Origin of the sequence: Mesorhizobium sp. C395A (assembly GCF_030323205.1) — a bacterium.
Taxonomy (GTDB): Bacteria; Pseudomonadota; Alphaproteobacteria; order Rhizobiales; family Rhizobiaceae; genus Mesorhizobium.
Map to the genome: position 1 here is coordinate 483238 of NZ_CP100473.1, position 22960 is coordinate 506197.

Genomic DNA, 22960 nt, shown 5'->3' on the forward strand with positions numbered 1-22960 from the left:
GCGTCATGTGCACACCCACTCGCGGATCTTGCATTTTTGTCCGTTCCGCTCGCACGCCTGCAGTGTCAGGTCTTCGGCATCCCGGCGTGTTTGCGCCGTCTCGGCGCCCCAACTGGTCAGCCGCCCTTCCGGCTTCTCGCCTACGGCGAGGGCGCCGCAATGCTTGTAGGGAAAGCCGGTATTGTCGTCATCGTCCCAATGGCGATGATTGCGGAATACGCTGACCACGGCGCAGCTGCCGCCGCCGGCGTTCTGGCAATGCTTCAGCGCGATGTCCATCGCCTCCTGCCGCTTGTCGGCGCCCCAAAAGAAGCCGTGCTTCTCGTCGGGGCTCGAATAGGCGATCGCCGCCCAGATGCCTCTCTCCTCCTGGGCCGGCGGCTCGGGCACGTCCGCCGCCGGGGCGAGGTCCGCCGCGCCCAGCCGTCCGGCGCAAAGCAACAGCATGCCGATCGCCGCAATGGCGGAATTCACCCTCATTGTACGCCTCCTTGTTTACCTGCTGCCGAGGCCACGGAAATGACGACGCAGCTGTTGCCGGTTGACAGCAGCATCGCGTTGCCCCCTCCATTGGCCAGTTCATAGACGCTGATTTGTCCAAGATTGTTGGCGAGCTTGCTGTCTTTCGGAAGCAGGGCCGGAACATCGGCGCAATTGGCCGCGAATGGCGCCACCCTGACCATCGTACCTTCGCAAACGGATGCGGTGGGTGCCGCGAACACCAGGCCTGCCGCCGGGCCGCTGTAGCCCTGTGTGGCGTAGTTCATGCCGACCAGGGCTTCCACGAGGTGTTTGTCGGGGGCCTCGTTGTTCCAGATCGACTGGACGCTGTACGTCGTGCCGGTTGTCAGCATCTGCCCAAGGGCTGGGAAAATGTTGGAACAAGACTGCAAGCCTGCCTCTTTGGCGTGTTGCAGAAATGGCGTCTCGGCCAGGGCCGGATTGGGCTGGTTGGTCTCCGCGACCGCCGGCTGCGGCAATAAATTGTGGAGCAGGTCGTAGCGCATGGCCGCGAAGCCGGCCGTGGCGACGACGGCAATGGCGAGCAACGAGAAGACAGCGGTCCTCGCGCGGTTTCGTTGCGGTCTGCTCCGGTCTTCGATGCCGACCCGGACAGCATCCTTTCCCTGGTTGCGGGACATTATCCGGTCATGGATCGATTGCTGGTTCATCGCGATTGCCTCGTCAATTGATCGCCGCAACGGCCGCGGCCAAGCCCTTGAGGGTCGCGGTTACGTTGATCGTCCTGCCATCCGTGGTCGGGAAGGAGATGACGGATGCCGCGGCCTTCGAAATCTGTTCGCGCATGATCGGACCAACCGGCAGCATGCCGACGCAGACGGCCTGATTGCATCCGTCGAGTTGAATTTTTATCGGCTCCTTGCGCCCCTCGAATGTCAGCGAGACAGGAGCGTCGCTCTTGGCGATCGGCGGGGCGCGCAAGATCATGTAGGGGTTGCCTTCCTTGGTGGCGGCAAGCGACCAGCTGAACGCAACCTGTCCTGCCTGGTCCTCGATGATCTGGGTGACATTGCAGACCTTTTGGCGCGCCTTCAGGTTCTCGTCGCAGATCAGCGTCCAGTTCTCGAACGGACGGGTGGTCCGTTGATACTCGCCAAGCTTCGCATCCGCAGGGATCGCTACGTCGGAAGGTTTTACCCTGTAGCCGGAAGGGATCGCTTCCTGCCCGGCCGCTAACGGGCCGGACAGGAGCATTGACGTCATGGATATCGCGACAGCAAGGACTGCCTGCCTGATCATGGCCGGGCTCTAGTTCAGCGTAAGGCTGACGCCCGCGCCGACGCCCCAGTGCCCGCCTGCCGTCGTGCCGGACAGGTTCGCTCGAACACGTCCCTCCTCGCTGGTGTAGCCGGCGCCGAAGGCCAGGGCGCCTTCACCGCGCCAATAGCCTCCGCCGGCGGCCACGCTCAGCTTGCCGGGACGATCGTCGTAGCGCAGCGAGCCGGCCGCCAGGCCGATTGCCGCAGCCTGGCGCGCCTCGCCCCTGACCTCTCCCATGTCCATGTTGAGCTGGCTGAGTTTGGAGTCCGCATACGCATTGGCTTGCTGCAGCGTGGTGGCCGCCACCTGGTTGGTGTAGTTCTTCGAATTGTCCAGGTTGAGTGCTAACCCGCTGTTGAACTGCTGAACATTGACCGCATCGGTGTTGGCAACGCCCGGCCCGACATTGTGGATGACCACCGGCGTGTTCGGGTCGCCGCCGGCAAGGGTAATCGAGTTGGACTTGTTGCCGTTCCCGTCCTTGTCGTACTGGACGGCGAACTGATTCAGGTCGCCGACGCTACCCTGCATGGCTTCGACCGCCTGGTTGGTGGCGAAGAGCTGGCTGCCGTTGATGGCGTCGGTGGAGGTGCCGCTGATCCGGCCCGCCGCGACATTGGTGACGGTGCGCTCGTTGCCGACGGTGCCGACGCTGACCGTGCTCGTCGGAGCTGTTCCGGCGAAGGTATAGGCAACGCCGTTGATCGTGGTGCCGGTGGTGGCGACCGCCGCCGCCGTCGTCGAGCCCGCGCCGAGCGCGACGCTGCCCGGCTCGTTGGCCTTTGCGCCGGCGCCGAGCGCCACCGCCTGCGCTCCGTTGGTGGTCGCGTTGGTGCCGAGGGCGATGCTGTCGGCCTGGTTGACCGTCGAATTCTGGCCGATCGCGATGCCTCCCGGCGCCGTCTGCTGCACGATGGCGCCATTGCCGATGCCGATGCCGTTGTCGCCATTGACGGTGGTGCGCGGACCGACCGCAACCGAATCGACGCCGACCGCAAGCGAATCCGCGGCCGTCGAATTGGCGTGGAAGTACAGGCTCCCCGTCACCGCGAACGAGCTCAGCGCGCCCTTCAACTGGCGAAGCGTGACCGCGTCCTGGTCCTGCGTGCCGTCGGCCACGTTGATGATCTGGCGATAGGAGGTGGAGGTGCCGACCGAGACGGCGCCGAGCAGGCTCATGTCCGCGGTGTTGTAGGGAATGAGGCCGGTGCCGGAGAGGATCGATCCTGATACGGGTGCGACCGCCCGATCCGAAACCGAGCCGGCGCCGAGCGCCACGCCGCCGATGACGCTGGCCTGGGTGTCGCGGCCGAGCGCCAGCGCATTGTCGGCGCTCGCGGTCGCCTGGTAGCCCAGGGCGGAAGAGCCGATCCCTTGCGCGAAGGAGTCCGCGACGGCAAGCGTCCTGTCGTTGGTGCGCACATAGCGGATGCCGTCGCCATTGGCGTCGGTGTAGGCCAGCGAGGTGTCGCCGGTAATATTGCTGATCGAATTGCCGAGATTGGTGATGTCAGCAGTATTGGCGGCGATATCGGTGGTGTTCTGCGTCACCTGCTGGTTGGTCGCAAACAGCTGCGAGCCGTTGACCGCATCGGTCGAGGAGTTGCTCAACTGCCCGGCCGCGACGTTCTGGATCTGGCGTTCCGCGCCCACCGAGCCGACCGAAAACGCTCCCGCCGGCGTGGTTCCGGCGAAGGTGTAGGCAACGCCGCCGATCGTGGTGCCGCCGACCGCCGTCGTCACGGTCGACACCGCATTCGCGCCGATCGCCACGTCGCCGGCATTGTTGGCGACCGCGTTCGGGCCGATGGCAACGGAATCCGTCCCCAGCGCCTGCGAATCCGCCAGCGTCGAATTGGCGTGGAAATACTTGATGCCGCCGCCCGTGCTGATGCTGTTGATCGTGTTGCCGAGATTGGTGATGTCGGCGGTGTTGGCGGCGATGTCGGTCGTATTCTGCGTCACCTGCTGGTTGGTGGCGAAGAGCTGCGAGCCGTTGATCGCGTCGGTCGACGAATTGCTGAGCCGGCCCGCCGCGACATTGGTGATGGTGCGTTCCGCGCCGACCGCGCCGACGCTGACGGTGCTTGCCGGCGTCGTGCCGGCGAAGTTGTAGGCGACGCCGCCGATCGTCGTGCCGGCGGTGCCGACCGCCGCGGCGGTTACCGAGCCCGAGCCGAGCGCCACGTCGCCGGCGTTGCTGGCGTTGGCGAGGGCGCCCAGCGCGATTGCATTCTGGGCGCCGGCATTCGCTCCTACGCCGAGAGCGGTCGCTTGAAAGGCGGTTGCAAACGCGTTCTGGCCGATCGCGGTGCTGGACGTGGCGGTGGCATTGGCGTTGGCGCCGACGGCGGTGCTGTATTGGCCCGAGGCCTTGGAGATGTATCCCATCGCCGTTGCGTCAAGCGCCGATGCGACGGCGCCGCTGCCGAAGGCCGAGGCGTTGGCGTCGGAGGCGCTCGAATTGGTGCCGGCCGCGATGGCGTTTGTCCCCGTCGCGGTCGCGACTGGTCCGATAGCAACGGAGTCCGTGCCCGTTGCGGACGAGTCCGCCGCCGTCGAACTGGCGTGGAAATACTTGATGCCGCCACCGGTGCTGATGCTGTTGATCGTGTTGCCGAGATTGGTGATGTCGGCGGTGTTGGCGGCGATCGCCGTCGTGTTCTGCGTTACCTGCTGGTTGGTCGCAAACAGCTGCGAGCCATTGATGGCGTCGGTCGACGAATTGCTGAGCCGGCCCGCCGCGACATTGGTGATTGTCCGCTCCGCGCCGAGCGCGCCGACGCTGACAGTGCTCGTCGGCGTCGTGCCGGCGAAGCTGTAGGCCGTGCCGCCGATCGTCGCGCCGCTGGTGCCGACCGCCGTCGCGGTCACCGAGCCCGAACCGAGCGCTACGTCGCCGGAGCTTGCCGTCGCCGTCGCGCCGTTGCCCAGCGCGACATTGCCGGCAAGGCCGGCTGCACCCGCCGTCGAGCCATTGCCCAGCGCCACGGAGCCTTGCCCGACGGCCTTGTTGTTGTTGCCGATGGCAACCGCGCCTGCGGCTTGGTTTGCGGCGGTGGCGGTTGCCGTGCCGTCGCTGTTGGCAATGTTGTTGGCGCCGCCGGTGAAGGCGCCGGTGCCGCTGGCATAGCTGGGATCGCCGATGGAGACCGCGCCGTTGCCAAAGGCTGTGTTGCCGGCGCCGATGGCGACAGCCTTGCCGCCCGTCGCCGTTGCATTCGTGCCCACTGCAACAGCGTCGGCGGAATTGGCGACCGCCGCATTACCGATCGCCACGGCGTTGGTGGCGCTGGCCTTGGAGCCAATGCCGAGCGCGGTGCTGGCAATCCCGCTGGCGGCGGCGCTGACACCGGCGGCAAGAGAATTGTCTCCCGTCGCATTCGCGCCGGAACCGAACGAGGAGGCGTTTGCGCCGCTGGCAACGGCGGTGTTGCCAATAGCAGTGCTGGCGGAGCCACTCGCAACCGAGGTAGCGCCCATCGCGGTGGCGAAAGCGCCCGAAGACAGCGAATTGGTGCCGATGGCAATGCTGTTGGGCAGGGCAGTGTTGGCCTGAACGCCTGCCTGCGCGCCGACGCCGAATGCGATGGATTGGTTGCCCCATGCACTGGCGGTGTTGCCCATCGCCGTTGCGCCCGTTCCGGTCGCTTTGGTCAGGACGCCGATGGAGACCGTGTTCTGTTGAGATGCCAGCACATCCGTACCAAGGGCGATGGCGCCCTGCGACAGCGCGCCTGTTCCCACGACGGTGCGCCCGCCAATGTTGATGGAGTTGATGCTGGTCGCGGTCGCCTGGAAACCGATGGCGACGGCATTCTGGTTGCTTGCGACGGCGCTGTTACCTTGGGCAATCGAATCCACGCCGGATGCCGTTGCCCCGAACCCGAGCGCGGTGGCGCGCAATCCGGTCGCCCGGGTAACAGGGCCGATCGCGGTCGAGTTGACTCCGTCGGCACGCGCATTATTGCCAAAAGCGGCCGCGCTTGTGGTTGCAACCGAATTGACGCCAATAGCGCTTGCTGCGTCCCCGTTGGCCTTGGCGTTCCCGCCCACGGCGAGGGCATTGACGCCGGTTGCGCCTGCGAAGACACCTATGCCTATGGAATTGAGGCCATTGACACCCATCGCATAGCCGATGGCGATCGTGCCGTCGCCCGTTGCACTGTTGGAACTGCCCAACGCCACGCTGTTATTGCCATTCGTCGCGGCGCCGTTACCGATGGCGACGGCGTTGCCGCCGGTCGCCGAACCGCCGCCAGCCTGATATTGTGCCTGGGCCGGTGTGGCGAGGCCGAGCGCGGCGATCGCGGCCAGGCCGCCGAGCACGCTGGCCGGGCTCACGCCACAGGCCAGAGCCGAACGCACGCTGGTGCCGCTTCCCAATGTTCCCAGACCCATATTCTTGCGACCGAATCCAAGAACCCGGTGAGCCATGCGCAGCACCGCCATCAGGCGGCGCCGCACCGAGCGGCTGTCGGCCGCGCCCGCGATCCAGTTTCCGACAAAGCTTGAAGAAAGTTCGATCCTTCTCCGCCCCTCGACGCGTTTGGTCATGCTAGTTTTTCCTCGCAATTGCCGAGGCGCTCTGATGTGCCGCACCATTCGCCTCGGTGGCCAAAAAATCTTCGAAATTGCGCGTCTTCTCCCGCAACGAGAGACCGACCTTCGCGCCTTGTTTTTCAATCAGCTGATAGGCGCTCGCGACCCATGGCTGCGTCGGTTCTGGAACCGTATGCAGTGCAGCCTCCGTCCGTTCCGGCGGCAGGCTTACCGCCACCAGCGCGCGGCAGAGATCGAAATGAAATCCCGGATCGCCTTCACCACAAGCCGGAGAGGTCAGTCCAAGCACGAAACAGGCCAGGAGATGGTCGAGTTCCGCAGCGCTGATCCGGCTGGCGTATTGGCGTTGCAGTGCAGCCCAGGCCGCTTCGGCCTTAGGCGCGAAGACCTCGATTTCCGCGAATTGAATGTCCATGGGACAATCCGACATGCTGTATCATCTGGTTGCTCCCCCGCCCCAAATGACTTCCATCGCGACCATGAGCACATTCGCGGTGCAGGTATTTTGGAATAATCCGGAATCTTTGTAGGAAAATCCGGAATTTGGTCCCTGCGCGACAACTGTGACTGCTCTGCCACACAACCTTCGACTATACTGAAGATCAATCGAGGTATCGCCGCGGACAATCATGCGCGCCTCAACAGTCGTTAACGTTGCAGCTTCACCTGCCTGGGGGTTCTGTTCCGGTATCTGGACATGGTGACTGTCAAGTGGCTCTGGTCCGAGAATCCACTGAGATGAGCGACTTCCGCAATCGACAGGTCGCTCTCGATGAGAAGTTTTTCGGCGAAATCGAGACGCAGCCGCAGCAGGTATTTGTGCGGCGGCTCGCCAAAGGTCTTGGTGAATGCCAGGATGAAATGGCTCGGCGAAAGGCCACAGAGTGCGGCCAGCTCGGCCACCGCGATCTTGCTGGAAAAATTTACCTCCAGGAATTCGCGCACCCGCCGGGCGCTGCGGTTCGACAGACCGCCCTTTGGGGCTTGTGGCAACTTTCGCGCTCCTGCGTAGTTCCGAAGCAAATGGACGCCGAACATGGTGACCAACGAATCGACATAGAACTCGTTTGGAGTTTCCCGATCCGTCAGTTCCGCCTTCAGCAACTGCGCGAGTTGCAGCGCCTGGAAGTCGACGGTCCCGAACGGCGGCGGTTGAAGCTCGGCATGGCCGGTGTCGAATTCACGCGTTGCCAGCTCGAAGAGACTCTCGGGGGTGAGCGCCACGATTGCGCTTTCCGTGGTGGATGACCGGGTCACCTTGCCGCCGAGATCGGCTGGGACGATCATGATCATGCCGACGTCGCCGTCGTATTCGTGGACTTTGTCGCTGCCCAGCGATGCCGCAATCCCTGGTGAGGGTGTAAGCAGAACCGAAGCGAAATGTTCCGCCGCTTTGAATGTGTGTGATCCCGGCCCATGAACGACATGAGCCGCGCCGCCTCGAAACGTGACCAGGTAGCGCCCCGCGCTTTCCGGTATTCCGTCGAAGATGCGACGATCCGCGCGCCGCCGCTCTGTCCCGGCGCTTTCCTGGACGTTGCCTCTATGTTGCATCTTCGTCTCTGCCACTGCTGCGCCGATCAATCCAATCCTGTGCTGTATCGAGGCGCCCAGAATTCACGTTTGCTCCTGGGCGTTCCTTCGAATCCTACAGATGCTGCTATATATTGCAAAGAAGAATTTGAGCTCATATGAAAATTTTACCAGGATTTTGACTATAAATTTACAGGCTTGAATTTTAGCCAAGGCTACCTGACTATTTCCCGACCTTATCTTACCATTTTTGCCTAGTTATTGTGCATAGTGTGCCGTCACAATCCAGAGTTGTATTCCGAATATAGATCGCGCGGCCATTGACAGAGCTGGTCGACTATCTGTCATTGCCACGGACGATCCAGCAGCAGTTATCGCCCGAACCATGGCTTCTTTCCCTTGTGCTTCTTCATGGCGGTGGCCAAATGGCCTTGATCCGAAAATCCCGCGAGGTAAGCGACTTCGGCGATGGCGACCCTCCGGGAGCGATCCAGGGCTGCGGACAGAGCATATCCCGCTCCCCCGCATGGTTGCTCTTCTGGGATTGGCATTTTCGGGGATTGTGTCGAGGGCGTGCCGATCGACCCGATCGGCGCCTGCGCTGCGTTCCTGAACCTCGCCCGCATTTTTCATTCAGCCTTGCCTCAGCCGCTTTGCCAGCCCATCGAAATTCCGTGCCGTGCAAACAGCCAACCCGGAAATCCGGACGGTAATTTGTATCCCCCATAGTCCTGCCCAAAGGCAGCGTAGCGCATCCCGCGGATAGAAAAAACATTGTAAGTGAAGAAAAAAGTTCGCGCGAGAAAAACATGGCCTGGCTTGGCCGGCGCTACCGAACTATCCGGCTCACGCAGGCCTGCTAAAGATCGCCTCGGCGTTTCTCGTACAGATCCCAGGACAGCTCGACCATGGCCAGAAGAACGTCTTCCTGGCTCCACCCGGCGGCAACCGCCGCCTCGACAATTCCGCGGACGAGCGGCAGCAATTGGCGCTCGCATTCGGCCGACAGGTTGGCCTCGGCGCCGTCGGCAGGCGGACTATCGAAATCAAATCCCACCATCGGCGTTCCCCCGCCATCAATGATCTAATGAAATGTATGTCTCTGCAATCATACTCCCGTCTAATATACATCTATCGGAAACGAAACACAGCAGCGTCGAGATTGACAGGGCATGGCCGCCCCGATTGCAGCGGCTCCGTGGTTTGTCTGGACGTCTTTTTTGGCCTCCTGTTGCCGGCATTGCATATCTTGGATGCGAACCCCAGGCATTCGCGTGAAGCTATCGGGATCCTGACGAGCTTTGCCGCATGGAGCGGAACCTGCCGCTTCATGGCATAGATGAAGTCGATCAGGTCACCGGGCCGAGCAGGACCGAGCCATCCGGCACCCCGCCATCGATCGGGATGGCTCTGCGGTTTGCGCTCGCCGCCATCGGCTGGCCGATGTCGGACGTCACGATGACCGGGCTCTTCGACGGCACGCGGTCGTAGAGGTCGATGATGTCCTGATTTATCAGGCGCACGCAGCCTGACGAGACGGATTTGCCGATCGAGTTCCATTCCGGCGAGCCATGCAGGCGGTAGAGCGTGTCGACGTTGTCGTGGAACAGGTAGAGCGCGCGGGCGCCGAGCGGGTTCTTGAGGCCGCCGGGCATGCCGCCGTTCTTGGCGCTGTATTCTTCCAGTTCAGGCTGGCGGGCGACCATCTCATCGGGCGGCGTCCATTTCGGCCATTTCTGCTTCCACTGGACGACGGCGTCTCCCGACCATTCGAAGCCGGCGCGACCGAGGCCGACGCCGTAACGGATCGCTTGGCCGCCTTCGCGCACCAGATAGAGGAAATGGTTGGTCGTATCGACGATGATGGTGCCTGGCCGCTGGCCGGTCGGATCGGGAACAATCTGGCGTAGGAACTGCGGGTCCATCTTCTTGATCGGGATCGCTGGGAGCTCGAACCCGCTGTCGGAAATCGGGCCGTACATCGTCGCATAGTCGCCGAGCGGCGGCTCGTCATAGGTCGGCGGTGGCGGTTCGACCGGCGCCGGTGCCGGTCCGGTGGTGGTGCAGGCGGAGACCGCAATCGAGGCGGCACCAAGGGCTGCGGCATTCAGAAAGCCGCGACGGCTCAGGCGATAGGGGTCGATTTCGGTCTTCAACATGGTTGCCTTTTTTAAGTCTCGAATCGCAAGAAAGCGTGAATGCCTTCAAGCGGCGCAGTGGTCGGCCTCTCCCAATGCCTGACGCGATAGGCGGTTCCGATTCTGGCCTGAGGGTGGACAAACAAAGGCGAAGCTGTGACCGCTCTGCCACTGTTGCTCGAAGGCAACAGAGTGATCAGCCGCCGGTCAGCAGGCCGTCAAGCGACGGCAGGATCAGCGCCGGCGGGAAATCCCGGTATTCCTCGGGCTGGTTGGCGCGGTTGATCCACACGGTGCGAAAGCCGAATTTGGTGGCGCCGGCGATGTCCCAGCGGTTGGACGACTGGAACGAGACGGCGCCCGGATAGAGCCGCCAGCCCGTCGCCACCATGTCGTAGGTCGACGGGTCGGTCTTGAAGCGCCTGACGGCGTCGACCGAAAAGATATCGTCCAGCACCTGGTCGAGGGCGGCCGACTTGACCGCCGCTTCCAGCATCTCGGGCGAGCCGTTGGACAGGATTGCGAGCTTGGCGCCGGATGCTTTCAGCGCCTTGAGCACGGCCGGCACTTCCGGATAGCAGTCGAGCCGCCAATAGGCTTCGAGCAGCTTGGCCTTCAGTCCCTTGTCGGCGGAGGGAACCTTGAGCAGGGCGAAATCGAGCGCCTGTTCGGTGAGCTGCCAGAAATCGGCATAGCCGCCCATCAGCGTGCGCACCCAGGAATATTCCAGCTGCTTGGCGCGCCAGATTTCCGAAAGCAGCGGGCCGTCGGGGCCGATCTCGCCGTCATGACGGCGCACGGCTGCGTGCACGTCGAACAACGTGCCATAGGCGTCGAAAACGTAAGCCGCGTAATGCATGGCGACAGTTTTGAGGGCAGGCGGCGCAAGGTGCAAGCATCGATTGTAGTCTTGGTCGCTTTCTTGGGGCGCTCTGGCCTCAACAAAAACCGCTCCATGCCGGTTGACGGCGCCGGTCAAAGCATCTTCCAATGCTTGGCACAGGCAGCTTTGAAGCGGAACCGAACAATGACACTGGCGACTGCGGCGCTCTCGGCGACATGGACCTTCGTCGACGGCGACTGGTACGAAGGCAACGTTGCCATTCTGGGTCCGCGCAGCCACGCCATGTGGCTCGGCACCAGCGTCTTCGACGGCGCCCGCTGGTTCGAAGGCGTCGCCCCCGATCTCGAGCTGCATGCCGCTAGGGTGAACGCATCGGCGACCGCGCTCGGCCTCGCGCCGTCGATGAGCGCCGATGAGATTGTTGGACTGACCTGGGCCGGGCTGAAGAAGTTCGACGGCAAGACAGCGGTCTACATCAGGCCGATGTACTGGGCCGAGCATGGCGGCTACATGGGCGTGCCGGCCGATCCGGCCTCGACCCGTTTCTGCCTCTGCCTCTACGAATCGCCGATGATCTCGCCGACCGGCTTTTCGATCACCGTGTCGCCGTTCCGGCGGCCGACGATCGAGACCATGCCGACCAATGCCAAGGCCGGCTGCCTCTATCCCAACAATGGCCGCGCCATCCTCGAAGCGAAGGGACGCGGCTTCGACAATGCGCTGGTGCTGGACATGCTGGGCAATGTCGCCGAGACCGGAACCTCGAACATCTTCCTGGTCAAGGACAGCCACGTGTTGACGCCGGCGCCCAACGGCACCTTCCTGTCCGGCATCACCCGCTCGCGCACCATGACGCTGCTTGGCGATTACGGCTTCAAGACCACGGAGAAGATGCTGTCGGTGCGCGACTTTCTCGAAGCCGATGAGATCTTTTCGACCGGAAATCATTCCAAGGTCGTGCCGATCACCCGCATCGAGGACCGCGATCTGCAGCCCGGGCCGGTGGCCAAGAAAGCGCGCGACCTTTATTGGGAATGGGCGCATTCGACTTCCGCCGGTTGAGCCGCTAAAAGGCAATTGGCGCTTCATTCCGGAGTTGTTCCAGATCAATGCAGCCCTATCTTAATCCGGTATCCGCACCGGATTTTTCCATGAGGAGTATGACCGATGGCTTTTGAATTGCCCGCCTTGCCCTACGACTACGAGGCCTTGCAGCCTTACATGTCGAAGGAGACGCTGGAGTATCACCACGACAAGCACCACAAGGCTTATGTCGACAACGGCAACAAGCTGGCCGCCGAAGCGGGCCTTGGCGATCTGTCGGTCGAAGAGGTGGTCAAGCAGTCGTTCGGCAAGAATGCCGGCCTCTTCAACAACGCAGCCCAGCACTACAACCACATCCATTTCTGGAAGTGGATGAAGAAGGGCGGCGGCGGCAACAAGCTTCCGGGCGCCCTGCAGAAGGCTTTCGACGCCGACCTCGGCGGCTACGACAAGTTCAAGGCCGACTTCATCGCCGCCGGCACCACGCAGTTCGGTTCGGGCTGGGCCTGGGTCTCGGTCAAGGACGGCAAGCTGGCGATATCCAAGACGCCGAACGGCGAGAACCCGCTCGTCCAAGGCGCATCGCCGATCCTCGGCGTCGATGTCTGGGAACATTCCTATTACATCGACTACCGCAACGCGCGGCCGAAATATCTCGAGGCCTTCGTCGACAGCCTCATCAACTGGGACCATGTCCTTGAAATGTACGAAGAGGCGAAAGCCTGATCGACCCAGAGAAGCCCCGGTACTCCGGGGCTTTTCTTTCTCAGCTGAAGCAGCAGGCACACAAAATTCGGCAGAATCCGGCCGGCGGACAGGGAATAATCCCGGCCCGCCCTCCGTTAACGTTAGGTCGCGACCCCTCATCATCCTGGAGCCAATTGAATGAGAAAGCTTGTTATCGCCATCTCTATGCTCAGCCTCGCCGCCTCGGCGGCTTTTGCCGACCCGATCCTCGACCGACAGGGACTGATGAAGGAACGAGGCAAGATCGTCGGCGGCCTGTCAAAAATCGCCAAGGGCGAGGCAGACTTCGATGCCGCCGCCGTGCTGACGGCGCTGCAGGCGCTGCAAGTCAATGCCGAGAAGTTCGATGTCGACACGCTGTTCCCGGCCGGCAGCGACAGCGGTGATACCACCGCCTCGCCCAAAATCTGGAAAGACATGGCGGGCTTCAAATCGACCGAAGACAAGTACCTCGCCGACGTCAAGGCCGCAGTCGCCGCCGCGCCCGCCGATGTCGATGCGCTGAAGGCGCAGATCGATACGCTCGGCAGTGATTGCGGCACCTGCCACAAGACCTATCGGGTGAAGAAGAGCTGATCCCGGGCAATGCCCTTGTGGAAAAAATTTGTCGGCGTCGCCCTTGTCCTGGGCGTCGTCGGTGCGGGCGCCGGCTGGCTGTTGTCGGCGCCGGTCAAGCTCGACACTGGCACCCTGGCGCAACTCGGCCCCGGCGACGCCGCCAGGGGCAAGCGCATTTTCAATGCCGGCGGCTGCACCTCCTGTCACGCCAAGTCGGGCTCGCAAGGCGACGCCCGTTTGCAACTGGTCGGCGGCCTCGAGCTCAAGACGCCGTTCGGCACCTTCGTGCCGCCCAACATCTCGCAGGATCCCAAGGACGGCATCGGCGCCTGGACGGTCGAGGACCTTGCCAACGCCATGCTGAAGGGCGTGTCGCCGTCGGGCGAGCATTTCTATCCGGCCTTCCCCTACGCATCCTACGCCCGCATGAAGCCGGCTGATATTGCCGATCTCTATGCGTTCCTGAAGACGCTGCCGGCGGTCGCCGGCAAGGCGCCGGACAATTCCCTGAGTTTCCCCTTCAACATCCGCCGCGGCCTCGGCCTGTGGAAGCGGCTCTATCTCAGCAAGGAGCCGGTGATTGCCTTTGCCGATGGCACGCCTGATCCGGTACTCGCCGGCCGCTATCTGGTCGAGGGGCCTGGCCATTGCGGCGAATGCCACACGCCGCGCGACTTCACCGGCGCCACTAGGAAGAGCCAGTGGCTGGCTGGCGCGGCGGCCGCCGAAGGCAGCGGCATCGTGCCGAACATCACATCGGGCGAGGGCGGGCTCGGTGACTGGTCGGAAGCCGACATCGCCAACTATCTCGAAACCGGTTTTACCCCCGATTTCGACTCGGTAGGCGGCGCCATGGTCGACGTGCAGCGCAACATGGCCGAACTGCCGCCGGAAGATCGCGCGGCGATCGCCGCCTATCTCAAGGCGGTGCCGCCGCATCCCAACGGCTACCCGGTGCGCAGCAAGCCGGCCAAGTGATCCCGGCCACAGGTGGCGATCTACAGGTGGCGATCGCCGAGGAAGTCGAAGCCCGTCTCGAAGAAATGGCTGTAATTGCAGGTCAGTTCCTCGCCGGGTGCGATGTCGCGCAAGGCATAGGTTTCCTCGGGCGAGGAGACGTCGCAATTCGGTTCGTCGTCATGGTTCATGTAGCGGGCGTCGTCGGCTTCGAAGACGATGTAGTTCGGATCCCGGCGGTCTGGATAGGAATAACGGTCGAGATAGTTCTTCACCGGGCCGCTCTCGCCTTCATAGGTCTCGACGTCGATGATCCGGTCGAATCTGGGGTCGAGCTTCCAGACCAGCGTGCCCTTGGCAATGTGGTTCCTGGCGAAAACCCCGATGCCCTGGATCGGTGATTTCTCGAGATAGGTGTCGACGAGCAACATAGTGGCCCCTTTGCGTATGTCATGGTCTGGAAGGTGGCGCGCATTGGGTAGCGCGCAGCCATTGCAAATGCGAGTGAAAATGAGCAGCCTGGAATTCAAAAAGTGACGATCGGCGCGCCTCGACGGGCGCGCCTTTCGCATCGACATCAGCGCTGCTGCAAGGCCAGACGGACGCCTAACGCGCAGTAGATGCCGCCAACCACCTTGCCTTGCCATTTCACCACCGACGGATTGCGGCGCAGGAACGTGCCGAGCCGGCCCGCACTCACGGCAAAGACGACTGTGCTGAAAAGGCCGAGCAGAACAAAGATTATGCCCAGCGTCATCAGCTGGAGCATCACCGATCCGTTTTCAGGCCGCACGAACTGGGGCAGGAAGGCGAGGAAGAAAAGCGCCGTCTTTGGATTAAGCACTTCGGTCAGGACAGCTTGACGAAACGCCTTGCTGGCGGAGATCGCGAGTGCGCCGGCAGTAGGGTCGGCCGGTATTCTCTCGATGATTGCGCGGATGCCGAGGTAAACGAGATACGCCGCGCCGATGTATTTTACGACGCTGAACAGCGTTGCCGAAGTGGCGATGATCGCCGAAATGCCGACCATCGCCATGATGGTATGGAACACATCGCCAGCCGCGACGCCCGCGCCCGTCGCGACGCCAACCCTGGTTCCGGAACTCGTCGCTCGCGCGACCGTCAAAAGCGTGGCTGGGCCTGGAATAAACACAAAGCCAAGCACAACCGCTATGTAAGCCGTCAAGGTGGATAGATCGATCATTGCGACGCCTCCGTTGCATTCTCAGCCTTGCCCGTAACCTCGGGTTCGGGCTTGGCCGTAACCTTGAGCGCGAAGGAGTAGGTATAGGCGATCTCCTCCAGCCTTGAAAAGCGGCCGGAGGCGCCGGCATGGCCGGAATCCATGTTGATCTTGAACAGCACCGGATTGTCGCCGCTCTTGCGCTCGCGCAGCCGCGCCACCCATTTGGCCGGCTCCCAATAGGTGACGCGCGGATCGGTGAGGCCGGCCAGCGCCAGGATCGGCGGGTAGTCGTGATCAGCGACATTGTCATAAGGCGAGTAGGCGGCGATCGTTTGATAATCTTCCGCCGACGCGATCGGGTTGCCCCATTCCGGCCACTCCGGCGGCGTCAGCGGCAAGCTTGCGTCGAGCATCGTGGTCAGCACGTCGACAAAGGGAACCTCGGCAACGATGGCGCCGAAACTATGCGGTGCCATGTTGGCGATCGCACCCATCAGCATGCCGCCGGCCGAGCCGCCTTGCGCGACGATGCGGTCGTGTTGGGTGTAACGCTCGGCGACGAGATGCTGCGCGACGGCGATGAAATCGGTGAACGTGTTCATCTTGTGCGCCCGCTTGCCGTCGTCATACCAGCCATAGCCCTTGTCCTTGCCGCCGCGGACATGGGCGATGGCAAAGACAAAGCCACGGTCGACCAGCGAGAACCAGTTGGTGTTGAACGCCGCCGGGATGGCAATGCCGTAAGAGCCGTAGCCGTAAAGCAGGCACGGTGCGGAGCCATCGAGCGGCGTGTCGCGGTGATGCAGGAGCGAGACCGGCACCAGTTCGCCATCGGCGGCCGGCGCCATCAGCCGGCGCGTGACATAATGATCCGGATTGTGACCGGACGGCACTTCCTGGGTCTTCAGCAGCACACGCTCGCGGCTGCGCATATTGTAGTCGAAGACCTGCGCCGGGGTCGTCATCGACGAATAGGTGAAGCGCATGATCTCGGTGTCGTATTCATAGGACCCCGACAGGCCGAGCGAGAACGCCTCTTCGTCGAACGAGATCAGATGCTCCTCGCCGCTGCGGCGATCGCGCACGACGATGCGCGGCAGCCCTTCCTTGCGTTCGAGCCTGACCATATGATCCCTGAAGCCGACCACCGACAGGATCAGCCGGCCTGGCTCGTGCGCCACCAGCTCTTCCCAATTGGCGCGAACCGGGTCATTAGCCGGCGCCGTCATGATCTTGAAGTCCTTGGCGCCGTCGGCATTGGTGAGGACGAAGAAGATGTCGCCGCCTTCTTCCAGATCATATTGCAGGCCAGTCTCGCGCTTTGCCACCAGCTTTGGCTCGGCGAAAGGCTCATCGGCGCGCATCAGGTGATATTCCGAGGTTTCGTGATCGTTGATCCCGATCATGATCCATTCGTTGGAGCGCGTGCCGCCGACATCCATGAAGAAGCCGGGATCGGTTTCCTCATAAATCAGCCGGTCATTAAGGGGGCTGCCGCCGAGCGCGTGGTACAGCACCTTGGACGGGCGATGATTGTCGTCGAGCCTTGTGTAGAAGAAGCCGTCATCGGCGGCATTCCAGACGCCGCCACCACTGGTGGCCTCGATCTGGTCGCTCAGTTCCTTGCCGCTGGTGAGATCGCGCACGCGAAGTGTGAAGAATTCAGAGCCCTTGTCGTCGAACGCCCACAACAGCTTGCGGTGATCGGCCGAATGGTCGACGCCGCCGAGGCGGAAATAGGGCTTGCCCTCGGCTTCCGCGTCGCCATCGAGCAGGATCTGCTCATCGCCGCCATCGCGCGGCATGCGGAAATAGCGGGGCTGTTCGCCGCCAAGCTTGAAGGATGAGCCGTAAGCATAGGGGCCATCCTTCATCGGCACCGTCGAATCATCTTCCTTGATGCGCCCCTTCATCTCGCCGAACAGCTGCTTCCGAAGCTCTAGCGTATCGGCCATAAGCACTGCTTGATAGGCGTTTTCGGCTTCGAGATGGGCGCGGATGCGGCCCTCAAGCAGGGAAGGGTCCCTGAACATCGCCTGCCAGTTCTCGGCCCTCAGCCAGGCATAGTCATCTGTGCGGGTAATGCCGTGATGCGTGTCGAAGACGGGGTGTTTCTCGGGGCTCGGCGGGCTGGCGGTCGGAAAAGCTGAGGTCTTGGTCATTGCGTCTCACTGAAGAAATTACTTGAATGGCAAATGAACACGCCGATCAGCGCGGGTTCAAGGGCCGGGATGTATTGGTTGCGGCGGGCTCGGGAGATGAGCCAAAAGGAGAGGATGATGAATTTCCATATCAACACCGCTGCGGCTCTCGCCGTCGTCGCTTCGACCGTTCTGGCTTTCACCGGCCAGTCTCATGCAACCGCGTTCGCCGCTTGGCAAGTGGCTGGCGTGCCGTTCGGCGACACGCTCAACGTTCGCAAATATCCGTCCGGCACCTCGCAGAAGCAGGCCGCCTATCCCAACGGGACGATCCTGCAGATGACCGGCAAGTGCACCAGCGGCTTGAATCTTCTGGAGATCGCCGGCCAGCCGCACTGGAAACAGAAACAGGCAATTCGCTATCAATGGTGTCAAGTTTGGCACGACCCGGCGCAAAATGGTGGTTTTGTTAGTGGCTGGGTCTATGGAAAATACCTCACGCCGTATTGAATCCGGTCAGACCGAAGATCTTCTTCGGCGTGTTTCGCCAACGCTTTGCAACTTGCGGTTTGGTACGAATCCGACAATCAGCCGCCCAAATCTTGAAGCATAGACCAAGCATCGCTGCCCACTTTATGAGTCCTTGCTGATTTAGCGACGGCGTGACCTTACGTCATGCTAGTCCTGGTCCGACCAGAAAATATCGCGAAGTTACAGAGTGCACGAAAGATTGAAGCTGAAGAGCGACTATTCGATGAATATCGTTGAATATAGCGCAAGATGCGAATTGACTTACTTTGTCTGGGGGCTCATTAAGATGCCCGGACGCGAATCCATGAAGCTCTTCCCGCGTGAAATTCGCGCCATGCCCGATCTTCCAAAAAGGGCGCAAACAGAAACATCCTTCGTTGGGGCCTAAACCATGGATATCGTCGAAACACCTTCCAGAAATAGCGATGCGCTGATCGAGCTGACCGCCGATGTGGTGGCAGCCTATGTCAGCAACAATCCCGTGCCGGTCGGCGAATTGCCGAACCTTATCGCTGATGTCCATGCCGCTCTCGGGCGCGTGGGCGGAGCAAGCGAACAGCCTCCGGCCGACAAGCAGAAGCCTGCGGTAAACCCGAAGCGCTCTGTTCATGACGATTACATCGTCTGCCTTGAAGATGGCAAGAAGTTCAAGTCGCTGAAGCGCCACCTGATGACCCATTACGGTCTGACGCCCGATGAATACCGCGAGAAGTGGAATCTCGACGCCAGCTATCCGATGGTTGCCCCCAACTATGCCGCTGCCCGTTCGCAGCTGGCCAAGAAGATGGGCCTCGGCCGCAAGCGCAAGGGGCGGTAACACCGGCTCCAATGGACAAGATCAACGGCGCCCCTTACGGCGCCGTTTTTGTTTCTAGAACAATTCCAGGAAAACTGCCGAGCGCTTTCCCTTGGAATTGCGTCGAAAGAAGAGAAGATAGAGCAATCAAGCAGTCTGCTTGAGAGCCATCTCGGCGTCGCGCTTGATGCGCTTGACCATCGAGCGCAGGCCATTGGCCCGCTGCGGCGACAGATGTTCGTCGAGGCCAAGCGACCTCAGCGTCGCCTCGGCGTCCGTTTCAAGGATCTGGCTGGCAGTCCGTCCCGAAAACAGCGCGAGCATGATGGCGACCAGACCGCGCACGATATGAGCGTCTGAATCGCCTGTGAAGGTGATGACCGGATCGGCGCCCGGCGCTCGGCTCGTGGTCAGCCAGACCTGGCTGACGCAGCCCGGCACCTTGTTGGCGGCGTTGCGTTCGGCGTCGGGAAATGGCGGCAGCGCTTCGCCGAGCTCGATGACATAGCGATAGCGGTCTTCCCACTCGTCGAGCAGGGAGAAGTCGTCGCGGATCGTCTGGATCGTCGTGGCCATTGCTCGGGATATAGTCATCCGCGGCTGCGGCGTCACGGAAAAAGAAGAAAAGCACCGCAGGCATCGAGAGGTCCGACCGGCCTGCGGTGTCGCTGTAGATACAGCTGAAACGGTGTTTAGTTCTTCGCCACCAGCTTGGCAGGTATGTTGACTGTCGCCGGCAGCACGATGTCCTTGGCGACGCTGCCGGTGGCCAGCGATGTATCGGGCGAGGTCTCGGCGCTCTTGTCGTCCAGCATGGCGGCGGCGATCTTGGCGGTTTCCTTGGCCCGGGCGCTGATCGTATGCATCGCCGACTTGCCGGTTTCGCAGACGTCCGGCTTACGCTCGCAAATGCCGGCGATGTCGCCGACCGCTTCGCGCGCCGCAAAAAGCGCCTGGAACGGCCCGACGCTCTCGCGGCCATCCTCGTCGGGGCCGACGGTCAGCGGCAGCGCCAGCAACACCAGCGAAAACCAGAACGCCATTCTTATCAAAAAGCCCATCGATCTGCCCTCTCGTCCAATGACCGGATCATGCGTCCATGCGCAATGACCTCTTTATATCAGCCACAATGGCACATGAGGCGCAAAGGACGGCTTTCCTGCTCAGCGAAAATTTTCCTCAAATTTTAGGCAAATTCGAAGCGAGGCGTTTTGCAGTGCATTAGCCTCAAATGCCGACAATTTTCTTAACCTTGCAGTAACCATCTAAGCGATTGTTGCGCATGGATATCTTCAGAAGAGCAGGCATGCCGGCTCAGGGTTTCGCAGCCACGGGCACGCCCTTGCACATAACGCTCCGTTTACTATGGCCACAAATGGCGGTGCATTCCGGTGCCGGCGCTCCAATTTTTGCCGCAGCGCGCTCGTTGTTCCGGTCAGCCTTATTCATTCCTTAAACGCTGGATGCGAGTTTCAAACAAGCAAAAGCGACCTGCAAAGCAGGGGCAGTCACGACCGGGTGCGAGTGCGTTGAGTTTGACAACTGCCAGATATATTGAACTGCCTGGCGCGCTGGCGGCCGGTTGCGAACGCATGGTCCATCCGGCCATCATCGGCCAGGGCGATCGCCTGCGCCAGCGCCGGTTCATCGGCATCATGCTTGCCGCTCCGTTCTTCGCCGCCGGTGCGGCGGTGACACTGGTCACCTCGGGCATGGGCGCCGCCGTCACCGTCGCAACCATTTTCGCCGCCTTCGGTCTTTGCTGGTTCGCCGCCTTGCTGGTGGCGGCGTCGGGTAAGATGACGCTGGCAGCCCAGGTTGCCCTTGCCGCCGGCGGTCTTGCCCTTGCCGGCGCCGTCGCGGCAGCAGGCGGCCTGGCGTCGCCGGTTGCGCTGCTGGCCCTGGCACTGCCATTCGAGGCCTGGTGGATCGGCGGTTCAAAGCGCGCGGCACTTTGGGGCGGCCTCTCAACCTTGGCCGCAATGCTGCTGCAGCCCTTTGTCGGCTCTGTCGTCCCGCTCGGAGGGGCGCAAGTCGCGGCGTGGCACTGGCTGCTGCCGCTCGCCTGGGGCCTGACGCTGGTTCCCCGGCTCGCAGCCCTAGGCGATGCCGCACGCGCGCAGCCCGCGCGGCTTCCAAACGACCGCCTTGAAGACATGATCGACGCCGTTGTCCTGCATGTCGCCCGGCATGGCGAGGTCCTGGATGCCTCAGCCAAGGCGCGCACCATCCTGAAGCTGCCGCCGGAACTGCTTTTCGGCGCCGGGCTGTTCGACCGCATCCACCTGTCCGATCGCGTCGCTTATCTCAGCGCGCTTGCCGACATGCGCGATGGCGCCCTGGCGCGCCGGCTCGATCTTCGGGTAAGGCTGCCGCAGGACGGCAGCGCCTCGACGGCCGACAATTACCGGCCATTTCAGCTCGAACTGATGCGTGCCGAAGAGCAGCAGGAGACCTTCACTCTGCTGCTGCGCGAGAACGACGAGACTGCCGAATTGCGCGACGAGCTTGCTGCCGCCAATGAGGCCGCAGCGTCGGCCGAGGTGGCAAAGGGCCGCTTCCTGGCGGTCGTCAGCCATGAGCTTCGGACGCCGCTCAACGCCATCATCGGTTTTTCCGACATGCTGCTGCATGAGATGTTCGGCGGCTTCAAGGACCCGCGCCAGAAGGAGTATGTCGGCCTGGTGAAGGAGTCGGGCCAGCATCTGCTTGCCGTCGTCACCTCCATCCTTGATGTCTCGAGGATCGAGGCCGGCGCCTACGCGACCGAGCCCGAACCGTTCCGATTCATCGAAGCGGTCGAGATGTGCCAGTCGATGATGCAGCTGCAGGCGAATGCCAAGAACATCGATCTCCAGGCGCAGATTGCGCCGGACGCCGGGGAGATCAATGCCGACCGTCGTGCCGTGCAGCAGATCCTGATCAACCTCGTCTCCAATGCGGTCAAGTTCACGCCCGATGGCGGCAATGTCGTCGTCGGCGCCAAGCGGATCGGCTCGCGGCTGCATTTCTGGGTCAGGGACACCGGCATCGGCATCGCCGAGGAAGATTTTGTCAATCTCGGCAAGCCGTTCATGCAGATCCAGAACGACTATACGCGCCGCTTCGAGGGCACCGGGCTCGGCCTGTCGCTGGTCAAGGGCCTGGTGGCGCTGCACGACGGCACGATGTCGATCGAAAGCATGCCGGGCGAGGGGACGACGGTCACGATCAGCCTGCCGGTGAACGGGCCGAAGAGGAGCGCGACCGAGAGGAACGGCGTGCTGCCGATGCCCGCGACCAGGACGAAAGGCGACGCGAAAGGGGACAGGAATGGCTCGCTCCGCAAAACAGCCTAAGGCGGTCAAGCGCCGCAGCGGCGCGTTCGAGGCCGGCGCGATTGCGATGGGCGGCGCGATCTCGCGCAATCCGGTCCTGGTCGGCGGCTCGACCGCCTTCCTGGTGACGCTGTTCTACGTTTCCGCCAACGCGCTTTGGTACCAGCCGTTTCCGCATGCCGGCGCCTTCTTCGCCACCCGCAGCATCGAGGGTTTTCCGCACCCCGGCGCGGACGAACCCGAAACCACCATCAACATCCTGCGGCCCGGCCCGGCTCCGGTCAAAAGCGATCCGACCGTCGAGCAGGTCCAGGGCATCCTGAAGGATCTCGATTTCTACACGGGAACGGTCGACGGCATTTCCGGGCCGAATACCCAAAAGGCGATCCAGGCATACCAGCAGAAAGTTGGCCTGCCGGCCTCCGGTGAGATCGACGCCGTCCTGCTCGACCAGCTCGGCGCCAAGCAGACAACAGCTGGCATCCCGCATCCTGTGCCGAGGCCCGTGGATATGGCCGCCGCTCGAGTTGCCGCGCCCGGGGCCGCGCCTGCGCCCATCCCGGTTTCCGCGCCGGTATCCGCCCAAGCGCCCGATGCCCGCATCGTCAAGATCCAGGCCGGCCTGAAGGCATTCGGCAATGACGACATGCAGCTCGACGGCGTCGTCGGCGCCCGCACCAAGGCGGCGATCAAGGAATTCCAGTCGCTGTTCGGCCTGCCGGAAACGGGCGAGCCCGACGAGGTCGTCTACGTCAAGATGCGCGAGATCGGCCTGACCAATTGAGTGGTGGTCAAGACGACCGCTCGCGGATAGCCGAAAATC

General features: G+C 62.4%; 22 protein-coding genes. 8 read left to right on the forward strand and 14 right to left on the reverse strand.

What is annotated here, in order from left to right:
* Positions 1–3: 3 nt before the first annotated feature.
* The 9 genes from NLY37_RS02235 to NLY37_RS02275 form a co-directional block, all read right to left on the reverse strand.
* Positions 4–480: a DUF4189 domain-containing protein gene (locus NLY37_RS02235; protein ID WP_023687219.1), complete on the reverse strand. Its 477-nt coding sequence runs from the start codon at positions 478–480 to the stop codon at positions 4–6.
* Entirely contained in the window at positions 477–1172 is a 696-nt protein-coding gene (locus NLY37_RS02240) for a hypothetical protein (protein WP_023742671.1), read from the reverse strand. Before NLY37_RS02240 ends, NLY37_RS02235 begins: the two co-directional genes overlap by 4 nt.
* A gap of 13 nt (positions 1173–1185) precedes the next feature.
* Positions 1186–1761, reverse strand: a complete 576-nt coding sequence (locus NLY37_RS02245) for an invasion associated locus B family protein (RefSeq protein WP_023670757.1) — start codon at positions 1759–1761, stop codon at positions 1186–1188.
* A gap of 9 nt (positions 1762–1770) precedes the next feature.
* Positions 1771–6339 carry a YadA-like family protein gene (locus tag NLY37_RS02250; protein WP_286441433.1) on the reverse strand — a complete coding sequence of 1523 codons (4569 nt, stop codon included), beginning with the start codon at positions 6337–6339 and terminating at the stop codon, positions 1771–1773.
* Between the two features lies 1 nt (position 6340).
* Positions 6341–6760 (reverse strand): hypothetical protein, encoded by a 420-nt coding sequence (locus tag NLY37_RS02255; protein ID WP_023687221.1) that lies wholly within the window; start codon positions 6758–6760, stop codon positions 6341–6343.
* Between the two features lie 233 nt (positions 6761–6993).
* Entirely contained in the window at positions 6994–7929 is a 936-nt protein-coding gene (locus NLY37_RS02260; protein WP_348524569.1) for a helix-turn-helix domain-containing protein, read from the reverse strand.
* Between the two features lie 808 nt (positions 7930–8737).
* Positions 8738–8938, reverse strand: a complete 201-nt coding sequence (locus NLY37_RS02265; RefSeq protein ID WP_023684556.1) for a hypothetical protein — start codon at positions 8936–8938, stop codon at positions 8738–8740.
* A gap of 289 nt (positions 8939–9227) precedes the next feature.
* Positions 9228–10037 carry a L,D-transpeptidase gene (locus tag NLY37_RS02270; protein ID WP_023692792.1) on the reverse strand — a complete coding sequence of 270 codons (810 nt, stop codon included), beginning with the start codon at positions 10035–10037 and terminating at the stop codon, positions 9228–9230.
* Positions 10038–10212: 175 nt separating this feature from the next.
* Complete coding sequence (locus NLY37_RS02275) at positions 10213–10875, reverse strand: haloacid dehalogenase type II (RefSeq protein WP_023702205.1); 663 nt, start codon at positions 10873–10875, stop codon at positions 10213–10215.
* Between the two features lie 168 nt (positions 10876–11043).
* Between NLY37_RS02275 and NLY37_RS02280 the strand changes: the two genes are divergently transcribed.
* The 4 genes from NLY37_RS02280 (at position 11044) to NLY37_RS02295 (ending at position 14187) form a co-directional block, all read left to right on the forward strand.
* The gene (locus NLY37_RS02280) at positions 11044–11922 is read left to right on the forward strand and encodes a branched-chain amino acid aminotransferase (protein ID WP_023742668.1); all 879 of its coding nucleotides are present in this window, start codon (positions 11044–11046) and stop codon (positions 11920–11922) included.
* A 105-nt stretch (positions 11923–12027) separates the two neighbouring features.
* Positions 12028–12630 carry a superoxide dismutase gene (locus NLY37_RS02285; RefSeq protein WP_023742667.1) on the forward strand — a complete coding sequence of 201 codons (603 nt, stop codon included), beginning with the start codon at positions 12028–12030 and terminating at the stop codon, positions 12628–12630.
* 159 nt (positions 12631–12789) lie between these two features.
* The gene (locus NLY37_RS02290) at positions 12790–13227 is read left to right on the forward strand and encodes a c-type cytochrome (RefSeq protein WP_023684552.1); all 438 of its coding nucleotides are present in this window, start codon (positions 12790–12792) and stop codon (positions 13225–13227) included.
* A gap of 9 nt (positions 13228–13236) precedes the next feature.
* On the forward strand, positions 13237–14187 hold the full coding sequence (locus NLY37_RS02295) for a cytochrome c (protein WP_023742666.1): 951 nt from the start codon (positions 13237–13239) through the stop codon (positions 14185–14187).
* Between the two features lie 20 nt (positions 14188–14207).
* On the opposite strand, the gene NLY37_RS02300 is transcribed toward NLY37_RS02295, so the two are convergent.
* From NLY37_RS02300 to NLY37_RS02310, 3 genes are all read right to left on the reverse strand, one after another.
* Positions 14208–14597 (reverse strand): SET domain-containing protein, encoded by a 390-nt coding sequence (locus NLY37_RS02300; protein WP_023673684.1) that lies wholly within the window; start codon positions 14595–14597, stop codon positions 14208–14210.
* Positions 14598–14743: 146 nt separating this feature from the next.
* Positions 14744–15370, reverse strand: a complete 627-nt coding sequence (locus tag NLY37_RS02305) for a LysE family translocator (protein WP_023692796.1) — start codon at positions 15368–15370, stop codon at positions 14744–14746.
* Entirely contained in the window at positions 15367–17514 is a 2148-nt protein-coding gene (locus NLY37_RS02310; RefSeq protein ID WP_023692797.1) for a S9 family peptidase, read from the reverse strand. The genes NLY37_RS02305 and NLY37_RS02310 overlap by 4 nt, the downstream gene beginning before the upstream one ends.
* A gap of 114 nt (positions 17515–17628) precedes the next feature.
* Between NLY37_RS02310 and NLY37_RS02315 the strand changes: the two genes are divergently transcribed.
* A complete protein-coding gene (locus NLY37_RS02315; RefSeq protein ID WP_023684548.1) occupies positions 17629–18003 on the forward strand; it encodes an SH3 domain-containing protein in 375 nt (124 codons plus the stop codon).
* A 412-nt stretch (positions 18004–18415) separates the two neighbouring features.
* Positions 18416–18841, forward strand: a complete 426-nt coding sequence (locus NLY37_RS02320; protein ID WP_023673680.1) for a Ros/MucR family transcriptional regulator — start codon at positions 18416–18418, stop codon at positions 18839–18841.
* A gap of 126 nt (positions 18842–18967) precedes the next feature.
* On the opposite strand, the gene NLY37_RS02325 is transcribed toward NLY37_RS02320, so the two are convergent.
* Both NLY37_RS02325 and NLY37_RS02330 read right to left on the reverse strand, forming a co-directional pair.
* Positions 18968–19396, reverse strand: a complete 429-nt coding sequence (locus NLY37_RS02325) for a SufE family protein (RefSeq protein ID WP_023684547.1) — start codon at positions 19394–19396, stop codon at positions 18968–18970.
* A 116-nt stretch (positions 19397–19512) separates the two neighbouring features.
* Positions 19513–19881, reverse strand: a complete 369-nt coding sequence (locus NLY37_RS02330) for a DUF5330 domain-containing protein (RefSeq protein WP_023684546.1) — start codon at positions 19879–19881, stop codon at positions 19513–19515.
* 531 nt (positions 19882–20412) lie between these two features.
* Here NLY37_RS02330 and NLY37_RS02335 point away from each other — a divergent pair.
* Positions 20413–22158 carry a sensor histidine kinase gene (locus NLY37_RS02335; protein WP_023742665.1) on the forward strand — a complete coding sequence of 582 codons (1746 nt, stop codon included), beginning with the start codon at positions 20413–20415 and terminating at the stop codon, positions 22156–22158.
* The gene (locus NLY37_RS02340; protein ID WP_023742664.1) at positions 22133–22921 is read left to right on the forward strand and encodes a peptidoglycan-binding domain-containing protein; all 789 of its coding nucleotides are present in this window, start codon (positions 22133–22135) and stop codon (positions 22919–22921) included. Before NLY37_RS02335 ends, NLY37_RS02340 begins: the two co-directional genes overlap by 26 nt.
* Positions 22922–22960: the final 39 nt, after the last annotated feature.

What these genes read in the sequence shown, in the direction of transcription:
- NLY37_RS02320 (WP_023673680.1), top strand. Translation starts at nt 18,416, where the DNA reads ATGGATATCGTCGAAACACCTTCCAGAAATAGCGATGCGCTGATCGAG.
- NLY37_RS02245 (WP_023670757.1), bottom strand. Translation starts at nt 1,761, where the DNA reads ATGATCAGGCAGGCAGTCCTTGCTGTCGCGATATCCATGACGTCAATG.
- NLY37_RS02290 (WP_023684552.1), top strand. Translation starts at nt 12,790, where the DNA reads ATGAGAAAGCTTGTTATCGCCATCTCTATGCTCAGCCTCGCCGCCTCG.
- NLY37_RS02235 (WP_023687219.1), bottom strand. Translation starts at nt 480, where the DNA reads ATGAGGGTGAATTCCGCCATTGCGGCGATCGGCATGCTGTTGCTTTGC.
- NLY37_RS02285 (WP_023742667.1), top strand. Translation starts at nt 12,028, where the DNA reads ATGGCTTTTGAATTGCCCGCCTTGCCCTACGACTACGAGGCCTTGCAG.
- NLY37_RS02270 (WP_023692792.1), bottom strand. Translation starts at nt 10,037, where the DNA reads ATGTTGAAGACCGAAATCGACCCCTATCGCCTGAGCCGTCGCGGCTTT.
- NLY37_RS02275 (WP_023702205.1), bottom strand. Translation starts at nt 10,875, where the DNA reads ATGCATTACGCGGCTTACGTTTTCGACGCCTATGGCACGTTGTTCGAC.
- NLY37_RS02315 (WP_023684548.1), top strand. Translation starts at nt 17,629, where the DNA reads ATGATGAATTTCCATATCAACACCGCTGCGGCTCTCGCCGTCGTCGCT.
- NLY37_RS02310 (WP_023692797.1), bottom strand. Translation starts at nt 17,514, where the DNA reads ATGACCAAGACCTCAGCTTTTCCGACCGCCAGCCCGCCGAGCCCCGAG.
- NLY37_RS02335 (WP_023742665.1), top strand. Translation starts at nt 20,413, where the DNA reads ATGGTCCATCCGGCCATCATCGGCCAGGGCGATCGCCTGCGCCAGCGC.
- NLY37_RS02305 (WP_023692796.1), bottom strand. Translation starts at nt 15,370, where the DNA reads ATGATCGATCTATCCACCTTGACGGCTTACATAGCGGTTGTGCTTGGC.
- NLY37_RS02300 (WP_023673684.1), bottom strand. Translation starts at nt 14,597, where the DNA reads ATGTTGCTCGTCGACACCTATCTCGAGAAATCACCGATCCAGGGCATC.
- NLY37_RS02250 (WP_286441433.1), bottom strand. Translation starts at nt 6,339, where the DNA reads ATGACCAAACGCGTCGAGGGGCGGAGAAGGATCGAACTTTCTTCAAGC.
- NLY37_RS02265 (WP_023684556.1), bottom strand. Translation starts at nt 8,938, where the DNA reads ATGGTGGGATTTGATTTCGATAGTCCGCCTGCCGACGGCGCCGAGGCC.
- NLY37_RS02295 (WP_023742666.1), top strand. Translation starts at nt 13,237, where the DNA reads ATGCCCTTGTGGAAAAAATTTGTCGGCGTCGCCCTTGTCCTGGGCGTC.
- NLY37_RS02325 (WP_023684547.1), bottom strand. Translation starts at nt 19,396, where the DNA reads ATGGCCACGACGATCCAGACGATCCGCGACGACTTCTCCCTGCTCGAC.
- NLY37_RS02255 (WP_023687221.1), bottom strand. Translation starts at nt 6,760, where the DNA reads ATGGACATTCAATTCGCGGAAATCGAGGTCTTCGCGCCTAAGGCCGAA.
- NLY37_RS02280 (WP_023742668.1), top strand. Translation starts at nt 11,044, where the DNA reads ATGACACTGGCGACTGCGGCGCTCTCGGCGACATGGACCTTCGTCGAC.
- NLY37_RS02330 (WP_023684546.1), bottom strand. Translation starts at nt 19,881, where the DNA reads ATGGGCTTTTTGATAAGAATGGCGTTCTGGTTTTCGCTGGTGTTGCTG.
- NLY37_RS02240 (WP_023742671.1), bottom strand. Translation starts at nt 1,172, where the DNA reads ATGAACCAGCAATCGATCCATGACCGGATAATGTCCCGCAACCAGGGA.
- NLY37_RS02340 (WP_023742664.1), top strand. Translation starts at nt 22,133, where the DNA reads ATGGCTCGCTCCGCAAAACAGCCTAAGGCGGTCAAGCGCCGCAGCGGC.